Genomic DNA, 23500 nt, shown 5'->3' with positions numbered 1-23500 from the left:
GTCTCCGGGGGTAAAGCGCGGTCCTTCCGGCCGACCTACGGTGGCTGCACTCCGCCGCCCCCTGCTTCAGCGGCCGGCCATCCCCACCCCTCTGAGGAGACGGACCGTGCACTTCCACGACGACTCGCTGTACCCGGAGAACCAGGAGAAGCTCGTCATCCAGGCGGCCCCCTACGGGCCCGAGTGGCTGCCCGGCGACGCCGAGGACATCCCGCTCACCATGGACGAGCACGTTCAGGCCGCGGTCGACTGCTACAACGCGGGTGCGACGGTCCTGCACATCCACGTCCGCGAGCTCGACGGTCACGGCTCCAAGCGCATGTCGATGTTCAACGAGCTGATGGGCAGGCTGCGCCAGGCCGTGCCCGACATGGTGCTGCAGATCGGCGGCTCCATCTCCTTCGCCCCCGAGTCCGACGAGGACGGCGCGCAGGCGAAGTGGCTCAGCTACGACACCCGCCACCTGCTGGCCGAGGTCGACCCGAAGCCGGACCAGGTCACCATCGCCATCAACACCAGCCAGATGAACATCGTCGAGCTCTTCGACGACGAGGACATCGAGGGCACCTCGATCGGCGCCAGCCCGGCCCTGCACACCGCCTACCGCAACATGGTGGTGGAGGCGGGACCCGACTTCTACCTGGAGCACCTGAAGCGCCTCCAGGCCAACGGCATCCAGGCGCACTTCCAACTCGCCACGCTCGCCCAGCTGGAGACCGTGGAGCGGCTGATCCGCAAGGGCATCTACACCGGCCCCCTGACGCTCAACTACGTCGCCATCGGCGGCGGCTTCGCCGGCCGCCACCCCGCCGACCTGGTCGAGTTCATCCGCCGGGTCCCGGACGGCGCCACGCTCACCATCGAGGCGTCGATGCGTGCCGTCGCGCCGATGTGCGCGGTCGGCATCGCGCTCGGCCAGCACGTCCGCGTCGGCAACGAGGACAACCTGTGGGCCCGCAAGGGCGAGCGGATGACCACGGTCCGGCAGATCGAGCAGATGGTGAAGATCTCCGAGGGCCTGGGCCGCGACATCGCCACCGGCCGCGAGGCCCGCGAGATCTACCACATCGGCGAGTACTACGCCGACGCCGACGAGACGCTCGCCCGCCTCGGCATGGTGCCCAACCGTCGCCCCGGACAGCGCGGCTTCATGCTGCGCCCCGAGGGCGACCGCGCCCTGGTCTGACCGACCGGGGCCCCGACCGGCGGTCACGGGAGGGAGGGTGCCGCACCGCCCACTCTCGTCACGCGGCACGCCCGTGACCGCCCCCGGCCGATCCGGCGTCTCCTGCGGTCCCCACCGCCGGATCGGCCTCCCGCCCGTCCCACCGGGCCCGACCTGTCGGCTCTCGCGGTCTCCCGCCCCGGAGCCTGGGTCCAGGGATCCCTGCCTCGCGGCCTCCGGCTGCCGGGCCCGGGGCTCGCAGGCCTCCGGCCTGGCGGCTCTGGCTTCGCGGCCTCCGGCAGCCGGACCCGGGTCCAGGGCTTCCGGGTTCCCCGCCCGTGGCCTTCGGCTTCCGGGTTCGGAGCCCGCCGCCCCCGGCCTGGTTCCTCCGGGCTCGTGTCCTCCGGCATCGGAGCCTGGGGCCAGGGTTTCGGGGTCTTCGGGTTCCCTCCCTCGCGGCCTCCGGCCGCGCATGCGGGCGGCTCCCGTGGGAGCACGGTCCTTCCTCGCGGCGGCGGCAAGGCCGTCGCCGTACGCACCATCGAGCATCGGAGTATCCCCGTGGCCAAGGCCATCCGTTTCCACGAGACCGGCGGCCCCGACGTGCTGCGCCTGGAGGCCGTCGAGGTCGGCGAGCCCGGGCCGGGAGAGGTCCGGGTCCGGCACGAGGCCGTCGGGCTCAACTTCGCCGACACCTACTTCCGCACCGGCCTCTACCCCGCGCCGCTGCCCGCGGGCATGGGCGTCGAGGGCGCCGGCGTGGTCGAGGCGGTCGGCGCCGGGGTGACCCATGTCGCGCCGGGCGACCGCGTCACCTACACCGGAAGCCCGCTCGGCGCCTACAGCACCGAGCGCGTCATGCCCGCCGACTCGCTGATCCCGCTGCCCGCGGCGATCAGCTGTGAGACCGCGGCCGGGATGACCATGCGCGGCCTCACCTCCGCCTACCTCATGCGGCGGATCGCGCCGCTGGCCGCAGGCGACACGATCCTGGTGCACGCGGCGGCGGGCGGCGTCGGGCTGATCGTCGCCCAGTGGGCGAAGCTGCTCGGGCTGACCGTCATCGGCACCGTCTCCACCGAGGAGAAGGCCGAGCTGGCCCGCGCCCACGGTGTCGACCACGTGGTCTTCTACCGCCGCGAGAACCTCGCCGAGCGGGTGCGCGAGCTGACCGACGGCGCCGGCGTGCCGGTGGCCTTCGACAGCGTCGGCAAGGACACCTTCGCCGCCTCGCTGGCCTCGCTCCGCCGCCGTGGCCTGCTGGTCTGCTTCGGCACGGCCTCCGGCCCGGTGCCGCCGATCGACGCGATGCTGCTCGCCCGCGCCGGCTCGGTGTTCGTCACCCGGCCCGCGCTGGCCGACTACATCGCCGACCCCGCCGAGCGGGCCGAGCTGGCCGGAGAGCTGTTCGGCCACGTGGCGGCCGGGCGCATCGCCATCGGGATCAACCAGCGCTACGCCCTCGCCGACGCGGTGCGGGCGCACCAGGACCTGGAGTCGGGCCGCACCACCGGCTCCTCCGTCCTGATCCCCTGACCGTCAGGAGAACCAGACCATGACCCAGACACTGACCACCCCGGCGTCGCCGCAGGTCCGCGGGATCGTCGAGGCCGAGCCGCTGACCACCACCATCGGCGCGCAGCTGCACGACGTGAACCTCGCCGACGCCATCGGTGACGACGAGCTCTTCACCGAAATCCACGCGCTGCTGCTCAGACACCGGGTGCTGTTCCTGCGCGACCAGACCTTCAGCCGCGCCGAGCACGTCGCCTTCGCGCAGCGCTTCGGTCCGCTGATGGACCACCCCGTCGCCGGCAGCGACCCGGACCACCCCGGCCTGGTGCGCATCAGCCGGGGGTCGGAGCGGAAGCCCGACTACGAGAACGCCCTGCACACGGACGGGACGTGGCGCGAACGGCCGGGCCTGGGCGCGGTCCTGCGCTGCGTGGAGACCCCGCCGGTCGGCGGCGACACCATCTGGGTCGACATGGTCGAGGCGTACCGGCGGCTGCCGGAGCACGTCAAGGCGCAGCTCGACGGCCTGCGGGCCCGCCACAGCATCGAGGCCACCTTCGGCGCGGTGCTGCCGACCGAGCAGCGCCACGCCCTGGCGGCCCAGTTCCCCGACGCGGAGCACCCGGTCGTGCGCACGCACCCGGAGACCGGCGAGAAGGCGCTGTTCGTCAACGCCTTCACCACGCACTTCGTCAACTTCCACACGCCCGAGCGGGTCCGGTTCGGACAGGACTACGCGCCGGGGGCCGCCCAGCTGCTCGGCTATCTGATCAGCCAGGCGGCCGTCCCCGAGTACCAGGTGCGCTGGCGCTGGACGCCGGGCTCCGTGGCCATCTGGGACAACCGCTCCACCCAGCACTACGCCGTCCAGGACTACTGGCCCGCCGTTCGCAAGATGGAGCGCGCGGAGATCGTCGGCGACAGACCCTTCTGAGTTTCGCTTCGAACCGGATGAACCGGGAAAGGTGAGGTGGCGACAATGGGGTTCCCCACCACCGTCGGGGCCGTGCCGGGGACGACGTCGTCCTCAGGGCCGGCCGTCTCCAGGCAGTACGCCTGGCTGGTCTTCGCTCTCTCGTTCGGCCTGCTGCTCAGTGACTACATGTCACGGCAGGTGCTCAACGCGGTATTTCCGCTCCTGAAGGCTCAATGGCTGCTCTCCGACGCCAAACTGGGGTCGCTGAGCGGTGTGGTGGCGCTGATGGTCGGCGTCCTCACCTTCCCGATGTCCCTGCTGGCGGACCGCTGGGGACGGGTGCGCAGCCTGGTGCTCGCCGCCACGCTGTGGAGCCTGGCCACCATCGGCTGCGCGCTGGCGGCGAACTACGGGCAGCTGTTCCTCGGCCGCGTCTTCGTCGGCATCGGCGAGGCGGCCTACGGCAGCGTCGGCATCGCCGTGGTGCTGAGCATCTTCCCGGTGACCCTGCGGGCCACGCTCTCCGGCGCGTTCATCGCCGGGGGCGCCTTCGGCTCGGTCCTGGGTGTCGCGCTCGGCGGCGCGATCGCCCAACAGGCGGGCTGGCGCTGGGCGTTCGGGGTGATGGGCGTCTTCGGACTGGTGCTCGCCGCCGTGTACGCCTTCGTCGTCACCGAGCAGCGCCTGCGGCCCGCGCAGGAAGCGGGCGAGGAAGGCGGGTCCAGGACTCCGCTGCGCGGGCATCTGCCCAAACTGTTCTCCTCGGTCTCGGTGGTGTGCGCCTACATCGGCAGCGGGCTCCAGTTCGCGGTCTGCGCGGCGCTCATCGCCTGGCTGCCCAGCTTCTTCAACCGCTACTACCACATGGCCTCCGCCAAGGCGGGCGCCACCGCCGGGGTGTTCGCGCTGATCATCGGGATCGGCATGATCGGCGCGGGCATGCTCTCCGACCGGCTGGACCGGATCGCCCCGGCGCGCAAGTGGACCGTCGCGATGGCCTGCTGCCTCGGCTCGATGGCGTTGCTGACCGGCGCGTTCCAGCTGCCGAACGGAGGCGCGCAACTGCTGCTGCTGGCCCTGGGTTCGCTGCTCTCGGCGGGTACCGCGGGACCCGCCGCGGCGATGGTCGCCAACCTGACGCCGACCGCGATCTCGGCGACCGCCTTCGCCACCCTCACCCTCGCCAACAGCCTGCTCGGTCTCGCCCCGGGCCCCGCGGTGACCGGCATGCTGGCCGACCACGTCGGCCTGCGGAGCGCCCTCGCACTGCTGCCGCTGGTCTCCCTCCCGGCCACGCTCGCCTTCCTGGTCGGCCGCCGGTACTTCCACCTCAGGCTCGTCGTCGCCCTCCAGCGCGACATCGCCAGCGACCGACTGGACCTCCTGTGATGATCCTTCCCGTCCCCACCGACCAGGCTCCCGCCGACGAGGTACCCTCCGGCCGGGGCGCGGGCGGCGAAGCCACCGTGATCATCGTCCCCGGTCTGCGCGACCACGTCGCCGACCACTGGCAGACCCACCTCGCCGCGGCACTCGTCTCCGCCGGGCGCGCGGTGCGCACGCTCGCGCCGCTGACGGACGACCGGCTCAGCTGCGCCGCCAGGGTCGCCGCCCTGGAGGAGGCGGTGACCTCCGCCGCAGGTCCGGTCGTGCTGGTCGCCCACAGCGCCGGCGTGATCACCACCGTCCACTGGGCCCGCGGGCACCGCACCGACCAGGTGCGCGGCGCGCTGCTCGCCACCCCTCCCGACCTCGACCAGCCGATGCATCCGCCGCATCCGAGTACGGAGGACCTGAAGGCCAACGGTTGGCTTCCCGTCCCGCAGGACCGGCTGCCGTTCCCCAGCGTGGTCGCCACCAGCACCGACGACCCGCTGGCCGCCCTGGACCGGGTGCTCGACCTGGCCAGGGACTGGGGCAGTCTCGTCGTCGGCCTCGGCGCGGTCGGGCACCTCAACCCGGCCTCCGGCTACGGCCCCTGGCCCCAGGCCGAGGAGCTGCTGAAGGAGTTCGACAGGGACTGACGCCCGATCGACCGCGGCAGCCGGAGCACGCCTGCGGCCCCGCGCCTGGACGGCTGCCGAACTCCGGAGGTCCGGCCGTTCGGCTCAGGCGCGGGCCACGGACTGCGGGAAGGCGAAGACGTGGTCCGGGTCGTAGTGCTGCGCCACCTGCTTCAGCCGTTCCAGGTTCTGGCCGTAGTACGCGTGGCCCCAGTCGGGCAGGCCGGCGTCGATGTAGTTCACGTACGCGCCGGTCGCGCCCAGCCTGGCCAGTCCGTCCCGGATCGCGTCCACCGTGCGGGTCGCCGCCTGTTGGCCGGACCGGGTCGCGCTCGCGTAGACCTGGGCGCTGGCCAGCGAGGAGCGGTGGGGGAACGCCGTTTCCCTGGGAGCGAGTTGGGAGACCGCGCCGCCGAGAGCGTCGAGGAGGAGGTCGACGCCGGTGCGGCCGGTCATCAGGGCGGCGACCCTTCCGGCGTCGAGGGGCCGCGGGCCGAGCATCCGGGAGACCGCGACGAAGGACTCGCGCGGGAGGCGGCCGCCCTCGGTGACGAGGTGGCAGTTCGCGACGGTGTCCTTGGAGCAGCCGGCCATGTACATCATCGCGCCCAGGTAGGTCTTCGGCTGCACGCTGCGCGAGCTCGGCCGCACGCGGGCGGCGGCGACCAGCTGGTCCAGCAGCCGGTTCGCGGCCGTGGGGCCGCCCACGTAGCAGCCGACCAGGCGGGCGGTGGGCGGGTTGCCGCCGGAGACCTGGCAGCTGGCCCAGAGCTCGAACGGCGCGTGGGCGATCCAGTTCTGCCAGGCCCCGATCACCTCCGCGGCCGAGCCGCGGGGGAAGGAGAGTGAGAAGACCGTCAGCGCGGGGGCGGGCGCGGTCCTGAAGGCGAACTGCGACACCACGCCGAAGTTGCCGCCGCCACCGCCGCGCAGCGCCCAGTACAGGGCGTCCTCCGAGCCCGGCGAGGCGGTGCGGAGACTGCAGTCGGCCGTGACCACCCTGGCCGCGGCGAGCCGGTCGCAGGTCAGGCCGTACTTGCGGGTCAGCACGCCGATCCCGCCGCCCAGGGTGAGTCCGCTGATGCCGACGGTGGGGCAGGAACCGCCGGGAAGCAGCCGGCCCGCGCGGGCCAGGGCCGCGTAGACCTCGATCAGCCGGGCGCCCGGACCCACGAACGCGATGCCGTCACGGCCCACCTCGACGTGGGCCATCAGGCGCAGGTCGATCACCAGGCCGCCGTTCGGGACGCTGTAGCCCAGGTAGCTGTGACCGCCGCTGCGGGCGGCGATCGGGATGCCGTGGCCGCGGGCGATGTCGAGACAGGCCTGGACGTCCGCCGCGGAGGCGCAGCGCGCGACGGCGGCCGGACGGTGACCGTCGTTCAGTTCGTTGTAGCCGAGCCGGTGGACGGCGTATCCCGGGTCACCGGGAAGCACCAGGCGACTGCCCAGGCGCTTGCGCAGCTTCGCCCAGTCGGGCGGCATCCGGTTCGTGGCCGGGGCACGACCCGGCCACGCGTCGACCAGTGCCGCCGCCGGGCCGGCCCCCGCCAGCACCGCCACTCCGCCCCCGCCCAACGCGGCGAGGAAGCTCCGTCGGTCGACCGTCATCCGCCTGCCTTCTTTCCCACGGGTCGGCGCGCCGCGCGGCCGACTTCGGGTCGATCCGTACCCGCTCCCACGCCACCGGCGCGCCGCCTTCCCCCGTTCGGCACGCGGCAGCACCCGGACGGACCCGTCCCAGCAGCCGATATGGCGGGTTGTCAGCGGAGGGACGGTCAGATCCCGTTGGCGAGAGCGATCACGAAGAAGAGTACGAACAGCACCAGGGCGGCCAGCATCGTCCGGGCCAGGGCCCGCAGCAAGACGCTCAGCGGTCGCGGCACGTCGGCCGTCCGCAGCCGCTGCCCGGGCGCCACCGGCGGATAGCGGCGGGAGGTCTGGACGAACAGGCCTCCGGCGAGTGCCAGGAACATCACCCCGAAGCCGGCGCCCGCCAGCGCGCCCGCCGTCCCGGCCGGACCGACCGGGTAGTAGGTGCCGCCGCCGGAGCGCTCCACGCGCACCTCGGTGCCGGGGGAGTAGTGGTGTGCCAGCACGGCGTCCTGGTCCACGACCCTGCCGTCGTCGGACCGGAAGGTGCCGAAGCAGTCGAGGTGCTGCCCACGACCCGAGCCCACCTGCGCGCAGGCGTCCACCCGCAGCTGCCCCGGGGTCCCGGTCAGCCCGGTCGAATAGGCCAGCATGAGCGCGCATCCGCCGACGAGGAGCAGGCCGATGACGCCGAAGACCAGCCCTCCCGCGATGTTCTTGCGGCGGCTGTTCGGCCGGGGCGCCGGCGGCGCGTACGAAGGCGCCGACCCGGACCGCGACCGGGGCACCCGGGCGGACGCGGTGACGGGAGCACCGTCGTGCGGTCGACGGTTCCGGTCGGACATCTCTGGCACTCTCCCTGTCCCCGGCGCCCTCGTGGGCCCGGGCGACTCCACCGGCAGCCCGGCCGCCGCAGGCCGCCCCTCGTTCGGGGCCGTGGGCGTGCCGGGCCCGTCCGCGCGGCTTAGCGTGGCGAGTGGTGTCCGCCACCGGAAGGCGGTGCGCGAGACGACGACAGGCCCCCTGGAGGTCCGCTCATGCGCGCCATCACCTACGACTCCTACGCCCCGGACAACTCGGTGCTGCGGTACGGAGAGCATCCGGACCCCAAGGTGGGCCCCGGCCAGGTGCTGATCCAGGTGCGCGCGGCGGCGGTCAACCCGGTGGACTGGAAGATCATGGCGGGCGGCCTCGACGGCATGATGGACACGGTCTTTCCGGTGATCCCCGGCTGGGACGTGGCCGGCGTCGTGGTCAGGACCGGCCCCGACACGCCCGAGTTCGCACCCGGTGACGAGGTGATCGCCTACGCACGCAAGGAGGCGGTGCAGGCCGGCACCTTCGCCGAGTACGTCGCGGTCTCCGCCCCCTCGGTGGCACGCAAGCCGGCCGCCCTCGACTGGGCGCAGGCGGCCGGGCTGCCGCTGGCCGGTCTGACCGCGCTGCGCAGCCTGGAACAGCTGGCGGTCGGGCCCGCCGACGTGCTGCTGGTGCACGGCGCGGCGGGCGGCGTGGGCAGCCTCGCGGTACAGCTCGGCCGGGACCTCGGCGCCCGGGTGATCGGCACCGCCTCGGAGCGCAACCACGCCTTCGTCCGCGAGCTCGGCGGCGAGCCGGTGAGCTACGGGGACGGCCTGGCCGAACGGGTCCGCGCGCTGGCCCCCGACGGAGTGTCGGCGGTGGCCGACTTCGTCGGCGGCCAGCTGGAGACCACGCTGGCCGTGCTCGCCGACGGCGGACGGCATGTCTCGGTCGCCGACCCGCAGGTGGAGCAGCACGGCGGGCACTGGATCTGGGTCCGCCCCGACGGCGCCAGACTGGCCGAACTCGCGGCGATCGCCGACCGCGGCGCGCTGACCGTGGAGGTTGCGCAGACCTTCCCGCTGGACCGGACCGGCGAGGCGTTCGACGCCAGCCGCACCGGGCACACCCGCGGCAAGCTGGTCGTCGTCCCCTGACGGACGACCCCCGCGCCGCCCACGGAGCGGGCCCGCGGGACGACGCCCTGCGGATTCGCACCCATGGCCACTTGACCCCCTGCGATGTCGTCATGTCACGCTGGCCCCGGCGACGTTCGGCGGAACTCGCCGGTCGCTCTGGGGAGGGCTCGTGGCGGGTTGGCAGGTCGGGGACGTTCTGGCGGGGCGTTACCGGCTGGAACAGCGGCTCGGCGCGGGCGGTATGGGCCGGGTCTGGCGGGCGTTCGACCTCCAGCTGCGCCGCGCGGTCGCGGTCAAGGAGCTGCTCCCGCCCGAGGGCGCCGACGCACCGCTGCGCGAGGAGCTCGTGCGGCGCATCCGGCGGGAGGCGCGCTCCGCGGCGAACCTGCGGCACGCGTCCCTGGTGGCGGTCCACGACATCGTCGCGGACGCGGGCGGGGTGCCGGTGCTGGTGATGGAACTGGTCGACGGCGAGCCACTCGACGCGCTCGCCCGCCGCGAGGGCCCGTTGGGCGTGCCGTCGGCGACGGAGATCGCCCGCCAGATCCTGGACGCGCTGCGCGAGGTCCACGCGGCGGGCGTCGTGCACCGCGACGTCAAGCCCGCCAACATCCTCTGGGACGGGCGACGCGCGGTCGTCGTCGACTTCGGGATCGCCACGCTGCTCGACGCGGAGGCGACGAGCCTCACGCAGCCGGGCGTGCTGGTCGGCACCCAGCCCTATCTGGCGCCCGAGCAGTTCCGCGGCGCGCCGGTGACGGCGACGGTCGACCTCTGGGCGCTGGGGGTGACCCTGTTCGAACTCGTGGAGGGGGAACGCCCGTTCCGTGCGGACACCCCCGAGGCGTTGATGCGCGCCATCCTCGACGCGCCGACGCCCCCGCCTCGCCGTGCCGGCGCCCTGGCCCCGCTGATCACCGCGCTGCTGGAGAAGGACCCCGCGCTCCGCCCTGACGCCGCGACCGCGGCGCAGCTGCTGTCCGCGCCCGCATCCGCCGCCCCGCAGGCCCACGGCCCCCGGCCCGACACGGTCCGCCTGCGCGCCGAGGCGGGCGTCGCGGGCGGCCGGCGCGGCCTGTGGCGTCGGCCGGCGGTCGTCGGCGCCGCGGCGGGCGTCGTCCTGCTCGCGGCGGCGGGCGTCACCGCGCTGGCGCTCGAGGGCGGCGACGGGCGGAACAAGGTCGTGCTCGGGTTCGAGACCTCGCCCTCTTCTGCGGGCCGGACCATGATCGACGCCGTCCGGGGCCAGGGCGGCGTGGTCTACGCGGTGCCCTTGATCCCCGGCCTCGGCTCGGTCGTCGTGTGCGTGCACGCGGACCGGGCGGACCAGGTGGCAGCGGCGCTCCGCCGCGCCGGCGCGGTGAACACCGTCGTGCTCGGCGGTCCCGACGCCGCGCTCCCCGCCGCCCTCCCGGCCCAGGTGAGCGCCGCCACGCGGCAGAACATCCGCCCCTGCTTCAGCGGCGGCGCGAGCCCGGCCGCGAGCGCCTCCGGGTCGTGAGCCGTACGGCGGGTCCGGCTCTCAGGGGAGGCGCTGCTCCGCCCAGATGATCTTGCCACGGTCGGTGTAGCGGGTGCCCCAGCGCTCCGACAGATGGGCCACCAGGAACAGCCCGCGCCCGCCCTCGTCCGTGGTCGCGGCGTAGCGCACGTGCGGTGAGGTGCTGCTGGCGTCGGCGACCTCGCAGACCAGGGAACGGGTCCGCAGCATCCGGACGGTGATCGGGCCGCTCGCGTAGCGGATGGCGTTGGTGATCAGCTCACTGAGAATCAACTCGGTGGTGAACGTCAGGTCGTCCAGGTCCCACTCGTGCAGCCGCCGCGCCGCCGCGGCGCGGATCTCCGCGACCGCGGCCGGGTCGGTGGGGACGTCGAAGCAGGCCACGTGGCCGTTGGGAAGCCCCTTGGCCCGGGCGACGAGCAGGGCGACGTCGTCCGGCGTCCCACCGACCGCGTCGTCAGGCAGCAGCGCCTTGATCACGTCGTCGCACAGGCGGCCGGGGGAGGGGTCCCCGTCCTGGCGGACCGCCTGCAGCAAACGGTCCAGCCCCGCGTCGATGTCGCGGTCCCGCCGCTCGACCAGTCCGTCGGTGTAGAGCAGGAACCGGGCGCCGTCGGGGAGCGGCAGCTCGACCGTCTCGAAGGGCATCCCGCCGAGGCCGAGCGGCGGCCCGGCCGGAACGTCGGCGAAGGCCGCCCGGCCGTCGGGCTGGACCAGCAGCGGCGGCACATGCCCGGCGCGGGCCACCTCCAACTGCCGGGCGACCGGGTCGTAGACGGCGTAGATGCAGGTGGCGCCGATGATGTCGTTGTGTCCCCCGGCGGCTCCGCGCTCCTCGTCGAGTCGGCTCACCAGGTCGTCCAGGTGGGCCAGCAGCTCGCCGGGCGGAAGGTTGAGATGGGAGACGTTGTGGACGGCGGTGCGCAGCCGTCCCATGGTCGCTGCGGCGCTGAGGCCGTGGCCGACCACGTCCCCGACGACCAGGGCGATCCGGGCCCCGGACAGCGGGATGACGTCGAACCAGTCGCCGCCCGCGCCCGCCTGGGCGGGGAGGTAGCGGAAGGCGGTGTCGAGGGTCTCCAGCTTCGGCAGGTCCCGCGGCAGCAGGCTGCGTTGCAGCGCCGCGGCGAGGATCTGGTTGCCGGTGACCGCCGAGACGATCTGCTCCTGGCTGGCGTAGCGCGTCTCGAAGACCCCGGCGTTGCGGCCCATGCGCAGCACGGCGACGCGGTCGGCGACCGCCAGCACGTCGTCGATGTTGTGGCTGACCAGGACGACCCCCAGCCCGCTGCGCCGCAGCCGGCGCACCAGGTTGAGCAGGAGGGCGCTCTGCTGCGGGTCGAGCCCGGCGGTGGGCTCGTCCAGCAGGAGGAGGGCCGGATCGTCGATCAGGGCGGCGGCGATGGCCACCGACTGGCGCTCCGCGGCGGTCAGCGTCGCCAGCGGCGCCCGCAGGTCGGCGATGTGCACGTGCAGGCTCTCCAGCAGCCGCCTGGCCTTCTGCTCCATACCGACGTCGTCCAGCAGCCCGAAACGCCGCATCTCCCGCCCCAGGAAGAGCTGGGAGATCACGTCCAGGTTGAGGCACAGCTCGGGGTCCTGGTGCACCGCGGCCACGCCGAGCCGCCGGACGGTCCGCGGCCTGGACAGGTCAACGGCCCGGCCGTCCCACCTGGCGCTGCCCGTGTCCGGCGCCTCGACCCCGGCCATCACCCGGATCAGGGTCGACTTGCCGGCACCGCTCTCCCCGACGACGGCGACCACCTCGCCCGCCTTCACGTCGAGGTCGACGTTCACGAGGGCGTGCACGGCGCCGAAGCGCTTGGAGACGTCTCGCAGGGAGAGCAGCGGTGAATCAGCCATACGGCGCGGAGTCCTTTCCCGGAGCGGGTCCCTCCAGTCTCCCGCGAACACCCCGCCCCGCCGATAGATGCGCGCCGCGGCTTTCGCTGCCGGATACGCCGTACGGGTCCGCCGGCGGCCGCGTGTCCGGCTCAGCCGGGCGCGCCGGACCCGAGCGGCGGCGGCACCAGCGCGGCGACCAGGCGGCGGATCAGCGCCTGCCGGTCGGCCGGCTGGGCGCTGTCGTGCATCAGCAGATGGTGGACGGTCCCCGCGAGAGCCAGCGCCAGCATCGCGCCGTCCGTGTCCGCGGGAATCCGGCCCAGCCGCTGTTCGGCCGCCAGATACCTGGCCATCGCGTCCTCAACCGCGCCCGGTCCCGGGGCGCCCTCGGCCCACGCCTGCCGTACCCGTTCGGCCACGCCGTTCCGGGACACCGCGGCCGCGGCGATCGCCGGGCCGTTCGCGCCGAGCAGGGTGAGCGCCGCCTCGGCCAGGTTCTCCCTGACGTCCCCCCGGCCCGCCTGCTCGGGCAGCGGGCCGACCTGGGCGGCGATCCGCTCGAAGCGGTCGAGGACGAGTCGGGCGACGAAGTCGTCCAGGTCGGCGAAGTGGTTGTAGAGCAGGCCCTTGGCGCACCCGGCCTCCTCGGTGACGGCCCGGTTGGTCAGCCCGGCCGGCCCCTCCCTGGCGAGCACGCGCTCGGCCGCGGCGAAGAGCCGCTCCCTGGCATCGGGGATGGCTACGCCACGCGGTGACATCGGGTCCTCCGGATCGGCTCTTGCGAGTATGGGCACCTGCCCATACCGTGGAATGGGCAGGTGCCCATACTAGCTCTCCGACAGGAGCGATCCGATGCGCACGATCGTCAACACCGCACAGTCCGAGGCCTGGAACGGCGACGAGGGCCGCTACTGGAGCGACCACCACGACCGCTGGAACGCGGTCAACGAAGGCTTCAACCCGCTGCTGCTCGCGGCGGCCGCGATCGGCCCCGCGGACCGGGTCCTCGACGTCGGCTGCGGCGTCGGCCAGACCACCCGCCTGGCCGCCGCGACCGCCTTCCGGGGCTCCGTCCTGGGCCTGGACCTCTCCGCTCCCATGCTGGCCAGAGCCCGCGCCCTGGCCGCCGAGGAGGGCCTGGACCGGATCGTCTTCGAGCAGGGGGACGCCCAGGTCCACCCGCTCCCGAGCGCCGCCTTCGACGCCGCGATCAGCCGTTTCGGAATCATGTTCTTCGCGGATCCGGTCGCCGCGTTCGGCAACGTCGGCCGCGCCCTGCGCCCCGGCGGCCGCCTCGCCTTCGTCTGCATGTCGGACCCGGCCCGCACCGAATGGGTCCAGGTGTACGGCGCGGTGCGTGCCGCCCTGCCGCTTCCCTCGCCGGAGGAGGCCGGGACGGAGGGTCCGGGGATGTTCTCCCTCGCCGACCCCGAGGTGATCCGCGAGGTCCTCGACGCGGCCGGCTTCGCCGAGGTGCGCACCGAGCCCGTCGAGGCCGACGGCGACTTCGGGCGCGACGCCGACGCCGCGGCCGACCTGCTGCTGGGCTCCGGCCCCGGCCGGCACCTGGTGGGCCTGCTCGACTCCGCGGGCGACCCCGACGCCGCCGGGCGGGCCAGGGTCGCCCTGTCGTCCGCCCTGGCCGGGTACCAGCGCCCCGAAGGCGTCCGCCTCCGCACCGCCGCCCACCTGGTGACCGCCCGTCGGCGTTGAGGGGCGGGCGGTCGTGCTTCGGCCCAGGCCGAATCGATCGACGCGGCCACCCGCCGACGCGGAAGCTGATCGCGTCGACAACCGAGGGGAGGTGCGCCTGTGCCCAGTTGGAGGATCGTCTTCGGGTGGGTCCTCGGCTTCTGACCGAGTCCGGTCCGGTCCGGCTCCCGCTCTCCCGGAGCCGGACCGGACCGTCGTCCCGACGTGGCAAAGGCCGCCGGCCCACCGGGATGGCGAGCCGTCATAAACCTGTCACGGCACCGCGTACGAGAACCTTCATCCGGGCGCGGCGCGGAGTTCGCCGAACCGTCAGAACGTGTTTGTGTGAGCCGCCGGACCGACTGCTTAACCTGCGGTGACCGCTCCTCTCGTGGAAGGGCACCGCCCATGAAGCGCGCCACCAAGATCTCCGCCGTAGCCGCCGGACTGGCCGTCCTGGCCGTCACGGGCACGGCCGTCGCCGACAGTCGTCGCAGCGACAACGACTGGCCCTATGCCGCCCACCACAGCGAGGCCCAGACCTACACCCTGGCCGCGGTCGGCGACATCGCCTGTGAGCCCGACGACGACGAGAACGCGTCCACCCCGGCCGCGCTCAAGTGCGGCAGCGCCACGCTGGGCGGCATGAGCGCCGAGTTCGCGACCGCCGGGCAGGCCACGAGCATGCACCCCGATGCGGTGGCGCTGCTGGGCGACGAGCAGTACCAGGTGGGCAAGCTGACCGACTTCGAGCAGTCCTTCGAGCAGGCGTGGGGCGGCCTGAAGATGCTCGAGCGTCCGGCGCCGGGCAACCACGAGTACTACCCGTACGCCAAGAAGGGCGACAACGAGGCGGGCCAGAACGGCGTCGGCTACTTCGGCTACTTCAACGGCCACAACCAGGTCGGCGCGCCGGCCACCCAGGGCCAGGCCGGCGACGACACCGCCGACCGGCAGGGGTGGTACTCCTACGACCTCGGCAACTGGCACATCATCTCGCTCAACGCCGAGTGCGGCTCGGACGCGTTCAACCACGACTGCTCCACCACGGACGGTGGCCTCCTGGCCCAGGAGACCACCTGGCTCTCCAACGACCTGGCCGCCAACTCGCGTCCGTGCACCATCGCGTACTGGCACCAGCCGACCTTCAGCGCCACCACGGCCTCGACCGCCACCGTCCCCGCCTCCGCGGTGGGCGCGGGCGGCGCCGAGGGCGCCGCGGCCGACGCCTGGTGGAAGCTGCTGTACCAGAACCACGCCACGCTCATCCTCAACGGCCACGAGCACGCGTACGCGCGGCTGCGCCCGATGAACCCGGCCGGCGAGTCGGACCCGAAGCACGGCATCCCCGAGTTCATCATCGGCTCCGGCGGCGAGGCCCTGGACTCCCTCGCCGGCACGCCGGGCAACTACGACAACCCCAACGTGGTCACCGCCCAGGCGGGCGCCTTCGGCGTCATGAAGTTCACGCTCAAGGCCCACGGCTACAGCTGGGACTACGCGCCCGCGCTGGCCGGTCCCGGCTTCGACAGTTCGGCGCTGCAGTACCGCGACACCGGCAGCGGCAGCTGCAAGTAGGCAGGCAGGGGCGCATGCACGGCACCGCACGACGCCGTGCATGCGCACCGGAAACCCGCGTCCCTCGCGCCACGTTGGGCATTACGCGTCTCTTACACCACCCTGCGCACCGGCGACCCGGGGCCCCCGCGGCGGCAGTCTGTTCCCCATCCGAGCGGAAGGGAGCAAACATGCCCGGCAAGCGATTCACGGCCAACAGGGTTCGATCGGAGCGGCGCAGGCGCCGCCTCCTCTTCGGTTTGCCATTGGCCCTGGGGGTACTCGTCGTCGGAGGCCTGGCCTTCGCCGACGTCGCCCCGACGGCCCGTCCGGTCACCGGCGCGGCGGCCCCCACGAACTGGGGCACCGTCACCAGCCAGATGGCCACCAACGCCCCGACGATGACGAGCGGCAACGTCATCGCGGCGAACATCTCGGTGTCCACCATCAAACTGAGCAGCGCGTTCAGCTATCTCTCCCCGAACGGCAACGGCATGCCGCAGTGGACGCGCACGGTCACCGCCGTCGCCCCCGACGGCATGCTCGAAGTGGCCTGGCAGGCCGCGAACTCCGTCCACGTCACCCCCGTCGACCGCCGGCTGCGCCGCACCGGCCCCGACGTCGTCATCACCGGCGCCCACGAGATCGGCGGCCTGGTCGCCTTCGACAACGGCTTCGCCCTGCTCACCCGTGTGGCCGACCACAACCGCTGGGGCGAGACCGCCGCCGCGCTGATCCGGGTGCGGAACGGCCACATCGCCTTCGCCGTCAAGCTGACCGGAGCGGCCGGCCACGACACCGCCCCCATGCTCGACGGAAAGCTCAGTTGGAACGGCAGCCGCTACGCCGCCCTCTTCACCGTGCACGGAGCCGGCGGTTCCCGGAACGGCCGGTGGGGCGAGAAGATGGTCTACGTCAGCGACTCCGGGCAGATGCTGTCCGGCGGTCACGAGTGGAACTGCCGGGGCGACATGGGCCGTACCCTCGGCTGGTCGGGATCCTGGGCGGCGTACAACTGCTACGACGACGGCAGCGCCACCGGTTCGGCGATGGCGAGCGGCGACGACATGGTGCAGACCGGCCGGGGGAGCTGGGTGACCGCGCTCTCCGCCCAGGGGCCGGTCTCCTCCCGGGCGAACAGCCTCACCTGGAACGCCGCGCCGCGCTGGAGCACCGACCAGGCCGTGCTGTTCTTCGTCGACTCCGCCCGGCACACCGCGCGTTCGGTCGTGCTGACCAGCACGCCGGGAACCGCGAACGTCAACGTCCACGTGGCGCCGTACGGGAGGTCGGCCCTGCTGGTCACCTGGGAGTCGGTCCGGCGCGGCGCCTTCACCGGCACGCACTTCCGGCTGATCGACCTCACCGGCAGGTTCCTCACCCCGGACCTGGTGCTCACCGTCCACGTCTCCGGCCCCCTCACCGTGCTGGCCAACGGTGACCTGGTCTGGGCGTTCGTCCGGCAGACCCCCGTCTACGGACACCGGATGCACAGGTGGCCGACCGTCACCTCGCTGTTCCTGGCCCGCCTGCACCTGAGCCTCACCGTGAGCGGCCTGCCGTCCCCCGCCCCGACGTCCACCGCCATGCCGACGTCCATGCCCACCGCCATGCCCACCGCGATGCCGACGTCCATGCCCACCTCCGTGCCCAGCCTCCCCGCTGCCCCGAGCACGGCCATGGGCACGCACTTCTGACCGACCCCGTCCCGACTCACGGCCCCCGCGACGCGGGGGCCGTTCGCCGTGCCATGACGGCTGGTCAAGTGCCGTCCGTCGCAGGCCGAACGGTTTCGGGGAACGGATTACCGATTTCTAACGTAACCCTCTCCCGGCGAGGCAACCCGGGTTCGATCTGCGAGGCTCGCCGCCGGGGGGAACCACTTACGGCACACACGGCCCTGTGCACCCCACCGGTCACAGGAGCCGGGTGGATCGCGGCCCGTGGTCGGTGGGCCGGATTGGAGTTGAGTCGTACATGCGCCATGCGGACAAGCAACACTCACGCTTCGCGCCGGACCGACGGCGCCGACGCCGCGGGAGGAAGTCCACCTGGATGGTCCTGCTGATCGGACTGCCCCTGGTCGCGGGCGGACTGGCCACCGCGCTGGCGGCGAACAACCAGCCGGCCGCCGCGGCCGCCAACCCGAACTGCACCCTGGTCGTGCCGCCGAACCCGCTCAGCGCGCAGGGCCTGGCCACCCCCTACCAACTGGTGGCCACCGACGCGGCCGCGGGCCCGTGCAACGAGGCCAACGCCGGTCAGTCCGCCTTCGTCGAGGCCGCGATCGTCGCGCCCGGCGGACAGGTGACGCTGTACGACCCGCTGGTGATCGACCAGGGCACCCAGGCTGCCGCCGCGCCCACTCCGGCCACCGTCCCCGCGGGATCGACGGTCGGGATCTGGTTCGGCTTCAACGGCACAAACCTGACCCTGACGAACACCGGCGGTACCAACTCGCTGGCCCAGGGCCGGTGCGTGAACGGACTGCGCGGCTCGATCTTCGGGCAGTTCGCCGACTGCAACGCCCCGGCGTTCTTCCGCAACGCGAACCGGCAGATAGCCGCCAACCAGCTGCAGGTCCCACCGGCCGGCACCGCCAAGGACGGCCTGCCCTGTCCGACCACCCGTGACTTCTCCGTGGTGGACCAGGACCAGAGCGACAACGTGGTCACCCACTACCTGGCCACCGCCAACGGTCAGATCGCGCAGAACAACGCCGCCAACAAGGCCGCCCTGCAGAACCAGCAGCTGGTGGACCTGGCCAACGGCAGCGACAACCTGCTGCTCACGCAGTTCATCGACCCCACCCTCGGCTGCACTCCCTGGACCCGCCCCGACCAGTCCAGCGACGGCATGGCCGCCGCGGCCCTGCCCCTGGACGAGCTCTCCGCGGCGGCGAACCAGCAGGCCCCGATCGCGCTCGTCCCGGTGACCGACCCGATGACGCAGAACAACGGCAACGGCAGCAACACCAAGACCAACCTGTACCGCGCGGGCGTCGACATGACCCCGATCGGCGCCGCCGACAACGGCGGCGGCACCACCTACTGCCAGAACCTCTTCGGCAACGCGATGGGCATCCAGCGCGTCTTCAAGGACCAGGCCATCTTCATGAACGGCCCGTCGGTCGACGCGGCGATGGCGAACAACCTCTTCACCTTCCTGGCCATGCGCGCCAACCAGTCCTTCACCAACCTCAACTGCGGGGCCCTGCTCAACGTGGCCAACCCGATCACGCTGACCACGGACGGCAACGGCGTGGTCGTCAACGCGACCTTCACCCCGCTCGGCCAGACCCCGGCCGCCCCCGCGTCCGGCGCGGCGACCCCGACGGGGCCGCCTGCACCAGCGCCGCCCCGACGGCCCCGGCGGGCACCACCACGGTCGCTCCGACCGGCGGCGCCTCCACCGCCCCTTCCACCGCCCCGATGACCGGTCAGCCTGCTCCCGCAGCGCCCACCGACCCGGCCGCGTCCGCCTCGGCTCCGGCCGCCGGCTCGGCCTCGGCCCCGGCAGCCGGCGGACAGATCGGCTCCGCGTGGACCATGCCCAGCGACTCCGCCACGGCGACAGGGTCGATGACCTCCGCGGCGGCGACCCCGGCCGCGGCTGCCTCCTCCCCGGCAGCCGCGGCCACCTGCACCACCCCGGTCCCCGTGGTGACGAACACGGCCGCCAACGGCTCGCCCATCCCCACGGCCTCCGCCACCCGGTCGGGCAGGCACCACCACCGCATGAGGTGGTGACCTGACCCGCGCGTGGCCGCCCCGCAGGCACCGGACGCCCCAGGCGTTCTCCCCGCACCCTGCGGCGGCGGCCACGCGTGCGTCGCGCCCCGTGCGAATCCGGCGGAAGCACCGCGTCCGGGCGTTCCGCACCCGTACCATCGGCGCGACGTTCCGTACACGACTGGGGGTTCCGGTGCGACTGTTCATCACCATGAGCCGATCGACGGCCGGATTCGTCGGCGGACTGCTCCTGCTCACCGCCACGGCATCCGGGCTCGGAGCGGGCAGCGCCGCCGCCGCGCCGAGGACGACGCCGCTGGAGACGATCGCCCAGCTGTCCGCGCAGCGGGTCACGGTGGCCGACCAGGTGGCGGCGGCCAAGTACGGGACCACCAGCCCGATCGACGACCCGGCCCGCGAGGCGGTCGTGATCGCCGACGCCGAGCAGCAGGCCACGGCCCTGGGCATCGACCCCGCGCCGGTCGCGAAGATCTTCCGCGACCAGATCGAGGCCAGCAAGGTCGTCCAGCGCGCGCTGTTCGCCGAATGGGACGCCGATCCCTCGCTCGTCCCGACCACCAGGCCCAGCCTGGCCACCATCCGGGTCGAGCTCAACACCATCGACACCGAACTCGTCCAGGCCATCGCCGCGGCCGACGGCGCGCTCCGGGCGCCCTCCTGTGACGGCAGGCTGACCGCCGCGACCGTCCACGCGCGCCATCAGCAGAACCTCGACGTCCTGCACTTCGCCGCCCTGCTCCGCGCCCTGCCGTCCGTCTGCGCGGACCGATCCGCGGGCTGAGCCACCGGGCGCGGCGACGGGCGCGGGCCGACCCCCGGGGCAGGCGGGTCGGCTCGAGGGAACTAGGGTCCTCGGGATTGTCGTCTGCCGCTGACAGAACGTCTGTCCGCGCCACTCCCGAGGAGCCCGTCTTGATCCGTCGTATCGCCCTGGCCGCCGCGCTCACTCTCACGGCCACGGTCGGCGTCGCGGCATGCAACAACGGCCCGGCGTGCGCCGCCACCATGACGGCGCCGATGCGGAGCCACCATCACGGCAGTAGCGGCAGCAGCTCGCACAGCAGCACCCACCACCACAGCCACTCCGGGTCCAGCAGCGGCTGCTGACGCCGGGCCCGGTGTGCCCGCACCTCGCGCGCGAAGCATCTACTTTCATAATGGAAAGTAGATGCTATTCTTCAAGCATGGATGATGAATTGAGTCCGGAAGAGGCCCTCGCCGTCGCCGCCGCGACCCGTCGGACGGCCGCGGTACCGCGCGTGCCGGGCTGGTTCCCGGTCTACGCGGGGGGCACCTTCGCGCTGGCCATGGCGGCGATCGGCGTCTCCGACCTGGCCGGGAGGAGGTCCGCCGCGGCCGTCCTCGGGATCGCCGGCCTGGTGCTGCTGGTCGCCCACCTGGGCATGTACGCCGAGATCGTGCGCCGCTGGCGCCGCGGCGGACTGGTCCCGCTGACCGACATCTGCCGCCGGCGCACCCGGCGCCGGGTCTCCCAGTGGCTGGTCTTCGTCGGGTGCGCCCTGGGCTTCGGCTTCTTCGCCGCCGGGAGCCTGGGCTGGGGGACCATCTCCTTCGGCCTGATCCTCGGGCTGGAGACCTGGTACCGGATCTCCGGCTCGGTCCGGCCCCGATGAGCGACGCCCCCCGGGCGCCGCTTCCGAACGAGGCCTTCGGCACCCTGCCGAAGCTCAAGCTGGCCGCCTTCCTGGCCGGCTGCGCCGAGGCGGACTTCGCCACCGTCTCCGAGACCTGCCAGATCGCCGCGCCGACCCTGTCCAAGACCGCGGTGGCACTGGAGGACGTCGGCTACGTCCGGGTCCGCAAGGGACACGTCGGCCGCCGCCCCCGCACCTGGCTCTCCCTCACCGCCACGGGCCGTCGGGCCTTCGAGTGCCACCTCGCGGCGCTGTCGGCCCTCACCGAGCAGGGCCGCGCCCACCGCGAGGACGACGAGGCGGGGGAGTGAGGGGGGCCGATCCCGGCCGGTGCGGACATCACCGTGTTTTGACGCCCGCTCAGCGGTTAGACGCCTCTCGTTCGGAAGGACCGGCCATGGCCGAGACCGGACAGCGGAGCCCCCGGCGTGCGCCCCCCTGACGTGCGGGGGCTCCGCTCGGCCGCTGTGGGCTCCGATGGCGACAGCCGGCTCAGCGCGGCGGCGGTTGGCCGATCAGCAGGACGGTGACCAGGAGGACGGCCGTCACACCCACCAGTTCGAGCAGGGCGGCGCGCCGCAGCACCGTCGGCGGCCCGCTGTCCGGGCGCAGGGCGTACCTGCGGGTGACGGACGCGGCGAGGACGACCAGGACGACGATCACCGTCTTGACGAGGAGCAGCCTGCCGTACCAGGTGCCCGTCAGCTCGCTGGAGCGGCCGATCTCGCGGAACGCCTGGTAGAGCCCCGTGGCGGCCAGGACCGCCACGGCGGTCAGGGCGACCCGGGAGAAACGCGTCACCGTCAGCGGCGGCAGCCCGGAGCCCGAACCCCTCGACAGCACGAGCAGACCGGACAACCCGCCGGCCCAGACGGCGAACGCCGTGACATGCAGGGTGGTCACGGCCAGGGACAGTGGCACCAGGCTCCCGCTCGACGCGTGGCTCGTGCCGCTCCAGGTCGCGGCCAGCCCCAGGACGAGCAGGACCGCAGGGACGGCGCCCCGGCGGTGCCGCAGCAGCGGGTCGCCGATCGTGGCCACCAGTGCCAGCAGGACGATTCTGGCGATCAGGAGATGCCCCTCGCGGGTCGAGAGGGTCGCGCCCAGCAGCGCCCTGTCCGTGATCCTGGCCACCGCCTCTCCCTGGGTGGCGGGGCCGTGGACGAAGAGCTGCACCACGGTTCCGGCGAGAAGCACGGCCCAGCCGACGCTGCCGGCCCGGCGGAGGGAGGGTGCGGGCGGCGCCGGGTCCCGGCCCTGCGGAGCGCACCGGCGGATCACCGCGCTGCCCACCAGCAGGGCCAGCCCGGCGAAGCCGAGCCAGACGGCCGTGTCGAGGACCGCGTCGGTGACGCGGTCGGGCGTCCCGAGGCCCTGCCCGACCGGGGTCCGGCTGGGTGCACCCACCGAGAAGCTGAGCGTGCCCGAGGTGGCGTGCCCGTCGTCGGCCGCGGTCGCCAGCCACTCCAGCACGTACGTGCCCTGCTGCGTCTCGGGGGCGAGCCCTACGGCGATGCGCCGGTCACCCGGGGGCACGGCCTGCGGCGGCTGCCGGTCGAGCCGCCGCCCGTCCGGACCGATCACCCGGACCGAGCTCAGCCGAACGGTGACGTCCTCGGAGAAGGCCAGGGTCACCTGGAGTGGCTCCCGGGCGATCACGGAGCCGTCCGCGGGTGAGCAGGAGACCAGCTCGGCATGGGCGACCGCCGGCCCGGCCGAGGCGAGCAGCCCGCCGATCAACAGGGCCGTCAGCGCCGCGAGCGCCCGCAGGTCAGGGAGCCACCGGTGTCGCGGCCGCGGTGCTCCGGACCGGTTCAGTGGCACGAGCCCGCCGCCCTTCGCTTGCGGACCAGCGCGTCGACGCCCAGCCGGTAGTCCGCCAGCGAGGCGGCGTCCGGCACGAAGCGCCAAGAACCCGCCTGGTAGAGGAGCGTGTTGCTGCCGACGGCGTCCGCGCGGCGCCAGTCGACCCGCACCGTCTCCTGGTCGATCCTGGTCGTCGCGGCGACCACGTAGGGGACGCCGAGGGCCGGTCGGCAGACGGTGTTGAGCCGGACGAAGTCCGCCTGCCTGATGACCTGCTGGGCGCTCGCGTTCCACAACGCCCAGGCCTGGGCCCACCCCCCGCCCGCGAGGAGCCCGAACTCCCGGGTGGCGACGGCGTCGGCCTGGAGTTCCAGGGGGATCGGTGCCCGAGCGGGAGCGGTGCTCCCGGCCTCGGGAGCGCTCGCGCACCCGCCGAGGGAGAGCATGGTGATCAGTGCCGCGGTGACCGGTGTGACGGCCCGCTGCAGGGGTGTACCGGCGGGCAAGGTCCGCTCCGTTCCGCTCCGCTGGCATCCGGTGGGGAGGGCCAGGCCGCCCCG

The 23500-nt window shown here is 73.4% G+C and carries 22 protein-coding genes; 15 read left to right on the top strand and 7 right to left on the bottom strand.

The genetic code is table 11. The annotated features are described in order from the left end of the window. The first annotated feature begins 106 nt into the window (after positions 1 to 106). The 5 genes from BS83_RS31970 to BS83_RS31950 all read left to right on the top strand — a co-directional run bounded on the left by BS83_RS31970 (position 107) and on the right by BS83_RS31950 (position 5620). Entirely contained in the window at positions 107 to 1186 is a 1080-nt protein-coding gene (locus BS83_RS31970; RefSeq protein ID WP_037606909.1) for a BKACE family enzyme, read from the top strand. 540 nt (positions 1187 to 1726) lie between these two features. After that, positions 1727 to 2701 (top strand): quinone oxidoreductase family protein, encoded by a 975-nt coding sequence (locus tag BS83_RS31965; protein ID WP_037606907.1) that lies wholly within the window; start codon positions 1727 to 1729, stop codon positions 2699 to 2701. 19 nt (positions 2702 to 2720) lie between these two features. Next, positions 2721 to 3614, top strand: coding sequence for a TauD/TfdA dioxygenase family protein (locus tag BS83_RS31960; protein WP_037606905.1), 894 nt, complete (start codon positions 2721 to 2723; stop codon positions 3612 to 3614). A 45-nt stretch (positions 3615 to 3659) separates the two neighbouring features. Continuing rightward, entirely contained in the window at positions 3660 to 4985 is a 1326-nt protein-coding gene (locus tag BS83_RS31955) for an MFS transporter (RefSeq protein WP_037606898.1), read from the top strand. After that, the gene (locus BS83_RS31950; protein ID WP_084714469.1) at positions 4985 to 5620 is read left to right on the top strand and encodes an RBBP9/YdeN family alpha/beta hydrolase; all 636 of its coding nucleotides are present in this window, start codon (positions 4985 to 4987) and stop codon (positions 5618 to 5620) included. The genes BS83_RS31955 and BS83_RS31950 overlap by 1 nt, the downstream gene beginning before the upstream one ends. An 84-nt stretch (positions 5621 to 5704) precedes the next feature. Here BS83_RS31950 and BS83_RS31945 read toward each other — a convergent pair whose 3' ends face one another. Beyond that, complete coding sequence (locus BS83_RS31945) at positions 5705 to 7210, bottom strand: FAD-binding oxidoreductase (protein WP_037606896.1); 1506 nt, start codon at positions 7208 to 7210, stop codon at positions 5705 to 5707. 167 nt (positions 7211 to 7377) lie between these two features. Further along, positions 7378 to 8037 carry a hypothetical protein gene (locus BS83_RS31940; protein ID WP_037606894.1) on the bottom strand — a complete coding sequence of 220 codons (660 nt, stop codon included), beginning with the start codon at positions 8035 to 8037 and terminating at the stop codon, positions 7378 to 7380. Positions 8038 to 8229: 192 nt separating this feature from the next. Here BS83_RS31940 and BS83_RS31935 point away from each other — a divergent pair, with 192 nt between their 5' ends. Further along, positions 8230 to 9150, top strand: a complete 921-nt coding sequence (locus tag BS83_RS31935) for an NADP-dependent oxidoreductase (RefSeq protein WP_037606891.1) — start codon at positions 8230 to 8232, stop codon at positions 9148 to 9150. A 151-nt stretch (positions 9151 to 9301) separates the two neighbouring features. Beyond that, a complete protein-coding gene (locus BS83_RS42420; RefSeq protein ID WP_051944416.1) occupies positions 9302 to 10633 on the top strand; it encodes a serine/threonine-protein kinase in 1332 nt (443 codons plus the stop codon). Between the two features lie 21 nt (positions 10634 to 10654). On the opposite strand, the gene BS83_RS49030 is transcribed toward BS83_RS42420, so the two are convergent. Both BS83_RS49030 and BS83_RS31920 read right to left on the bottom strand, forming a co-directional pair. Next, on the bottom strand, positions 10655 to 12496 hold the full coding sequence (locus BS83_RS49030) for a SpoIIE family protein phosphatase (protein ID WP_051944415.1): 1842 nt from the start codon (positions 12494 to 12496) through the stop codon (positions 10655 to 10657). A gap of 131 nt (positions 12497 to 12627) precedes the next feature. Further along, the gene (locus BS83_RS31920) at positions 12628 to 13236 is read right to left on the bottom strand and encodes a TetR/AcrR family transcriptional regulator (protein ID WP_037606888.1); all 609 of its coding nucleotides are present in this window, start codon (positions 13234 to 13236) and stop codon (positions 12628 to 12630) included. Positions 13237 to 13330: 94 nt separating this feature from the next. Between BS83_RS31920 and BS83_RS31915 the strand changes: the two genes are divergently transcribed. The 4 genes from BS83_RS31915 to BS83_RS31900 all read left to right on the top strand — a co-directional run bounded on the left by BS83_RS31915 (position 13331) and on the right by BS83_RS31900 (position 19162). After that, a complete protein-coding gene (locus tag BS83_RS31915) occupies positions 13331 to 14191 on the top strand; it encodes a class I SAM-dependent methyltransferase (protein ID WP_037606885.1) in 861 nt (286 codons plus the stop codon). 387 nt (positions 14192 to 14578) lie between these two features. Beyond that, complete coding sequence (locus BS83_RS31910; RefSeq protein WP_037606882.1) at positions 14579 to 15748, top strand: metallophosphoesterase family protein; 1170 nt, start codon at positions 14579 to 14581, stop codon at positions 15746 to 15748. Between the two features lie 170 nt (positions 15749 to 15918). After that, on the top strand, positions 15919 to 17424 hold the full coding sequence (locus tag BS83_RS31905; protein WP_157597406.1) for a PT domain-containing protein: 1506 nt from the start codon (positions 15919 to 15921) through the stop codon (positions 17422 to 17424). Between the two features lie 358 nt (positions 17425 to 17782). Further along, entirely contained in the window at positions 17783 to 19162 is a 1380-nt protein-coding gene (locus BS83_RS31900; protein WP_063774267.1) for a hypothetical protein, read from the top strand. 4 nt (positions 19163 to 19166) lie between these two features. Here the strand turns inward: BS83_RS31900 and BS83_RS31895 are convergent, their stop codons facing one another. Further along, positions 19167 to 19421: a hypothetical protein gene (locus BS83_RS31895; RefSeq protein WP_157597405.1), complete on the bottom strand. Its 255-nt coding sequence runs from the start codon at positions 19419 to 19421 to the stop codon at positions 19167 to 19169. Between the two features lie 248 nt (positions 19422 to 19669). On the opposite strand from BS83_RS31895, the gene BS83_RS31890 reads away from it, so the two are divergent. The 4 genes from BS83_RS31890 (at position 19670) to BS83_RS31875 (ending at position 21445) form a co-directional block, all read left to right on the top strand. After that, complete coding sequence (locus BS83_RS31890) at positions 19670 to 20260, top strand: chorismate mutase (protein ID WP_051945682.1); 591 nt, start codon at positions 19670 to 19672, stop codon at positions 20258 to 20260. Between the two features lie 131 nt (positions 20261 to 20391). Next, a complete protein-coding gene (locus tag BS83_RS31885) occupies positions 20392 to 20586 on the top strand; it encodes a hypothetical protein (protein ID WP_037606878.1) in 195 nt (64 codons plus the stop codon). Positions 20587 to 20663: 77 nt separating this feature from the next. Further along, on the top strand, positions 20664 to 21113 hold the full coding sequence (locus tag BS83_RS31880) for a hypothetical protein (RefSeq protein ID WP_157597404.1): 450 nt from the start codon (positions 20664 to 20666) through the stop codon (positions 21111 to 21113). After that, positions 21110 to 21445 (top strand): transcriptional regulator, encoded by a 336-nt coding sequence (locus BS83_RS31875; protein ID WP_051944413.1) that lies wholly within the window; start codon positions 21110 to 21112, stop codon positions 21443 to 21445. Before BS83_RS31880 ends, BS83_RS31875 begins: the two co-directional genes overlap by 4 nt. A 181-nt stretch (positions 21446 to 21626) precedes the next feature. On the opposite strand, the gene BS83_RS31870 is transcribed toward BS83_RS31875, so the two are convergent. Then, positions 21627 to 22958, bottom strand: a complete 1332-nt coding sequence (locus BS83_RS31870) for a copper resistance CopC/CopD family protein (RefSeq protein ID WP_051944412.1) — start codon at positions 22956 to 22958, stop codon at positions 21627 to 21629. Beyond that, positions 22949 to 23446: a hypothetical protein gene (locus BS83_RS46770; protein WP_037606875.1), complete on the bottom strand. Its 498-nt coding sequence runs from the start codon at positions 23444 to 23446 to the stop codon at positions 22949 to 22951. The genes BS83_RS31870 and BS83_RS46770 overlap by 10 nt, the downstream gene beginning before the upstream one ends. Positions 23447 to 23500: the final 54 nt, after the last annotated feature.

The sequence above is a fragment of the Streptacidiphilus rugosus AM-16 genome (assembly GCF_000744655.1).
GTDB classification, from domain to species: Bacteria; Actinomycetota; Actinomycetes; order Streptomycetales; family Streptomycetaceae; genus Streptacidiphilus; species Streptacidiphilus rugosus.
This window is presented reverse-complemented; position numbering and strand designations above follow the sequence as displayed.

What these genes read in the sequence shown, in the direction of transcription:
- BS83_RS31935 (WP_037606891.1), top strand. Translation starts at nt 8,230, where the DNA reads ATGCGCGCCATCACCTACGACTCCTACGCCCCGGACAACTCGGTGCTG.
- BS83_RS31915 (WP_037606885.1), top strand. Translation starts at nt 13,331, where the DNA reads ATGCGCACGATCGTCAACACCGCACAGTCCGAGGCCTGGAACGGCGAC.
- BS83_RS31920 (WP_037606888.1), bottom strand. Translation starts at nt 13,236, where the DNA reads ATGTCACCGCGTGGCGTAGCCATCCCCGATGCCAGGGAGCGGCTCTTC.
- BS83_RS31890 (WP_051945682.1), top strand. Translation starts at nt 19,670, where the DNA reads ATGAGCCGATCGACGGCCGGATTCGTCGGCGGACTGCTCCTGCTCACC.
- BS83_RS31900 (WP_063774267.1), top strand. Translation starts at nt 17,783, where the DNA reads ATGGTCCTGCTGATCGGACTGCCCCTGGTCGCGGGCGGACTGGCCACC.
- BS83_RS31895 (WP_157597405.1), bottom strand. Translation starts at nt 19,421, where the DNA reads ATGGGCGAGCCGTTGGCGGCCGTGTTCGTCACCACGGGGACCGGGGTG.
- BS83_RS49030 (WP_051944415.1), bottom strand. Translation starts at nt 12,496, where the DNA reads ATGGCTGATTCACCGCTGCTCTCCCTGCGAGACGTCTCCAAGCGCTTC.
- BS83_RS31905 (WP_157597406.1), top strand. Translation starts at nt 15,919, where the DNA reads ATGCCCGGCAAGCGATTCACGGCCAACAGGGTTCGATCGGAGCGGCGC.
- BS83_RS31875 (WP_051944413.1), top strand. Translation starts at nt 21,110, where the DNA reads ATGAGCGACGCCCCCCGGGCGCCGCTTCCGAACGAGGCCTTCGGCACC.
- BS83_RS31950 (WP_084714469.1), top strand. Translation starts at nt 4,985, where the DNA reads ATGATCCTTCCCGTCCCCACCGACCAGGCTCCCGCCGACGAGGTACCC.
- BS83_RS31910 (WP_037606882.1), top strand. Translation starts at nt 14,579, where the DNA reads ATGAAGCGCGCCACCAAGATCTCCGCCGTAGCCGCCGGACTGGCCGTC.
- BS83_RS31945 (WP_037606896.1), bottom strand. Translation starts at nt 7,210, where the DNA reads ATGACGGTCGACCGACGGAGCTTCCTCGCCGCGTTGGGCGGGGGCGGA.
- BS83_RS31955 (WP_037606898.1), top strand. Translation starts at nt 3,660, where the DNA reads ATGGGGTTCCCCACCACCGTCGGGGCCGTGCCGGGGACGACGTCGTCC.
- BS83_RS31880 (WP_157597404.1), top strand. Translation starts at nt 20,664, where the DNA reads ATGGATGATGAATTGAGTCCGGAAGAGGCCCTCGCCGTCGCCGCCGCG.
- BS83_RS31960 (WP_037606905.1), top strand. Translation starts at nt 2,721, where the DNA reads ATGACCCAGACACTGACCACCCCGGCGTCGCCGCAGGTCCGCGGGATC.
- BS83_RS31940 (WP_037606894.1), bottom strand. Translation starts at nt 8,037, where the DNA reads ATGTCCGACCGGAACCGTCGACCGCACGACGGTGCTCCCGTCACCGCG.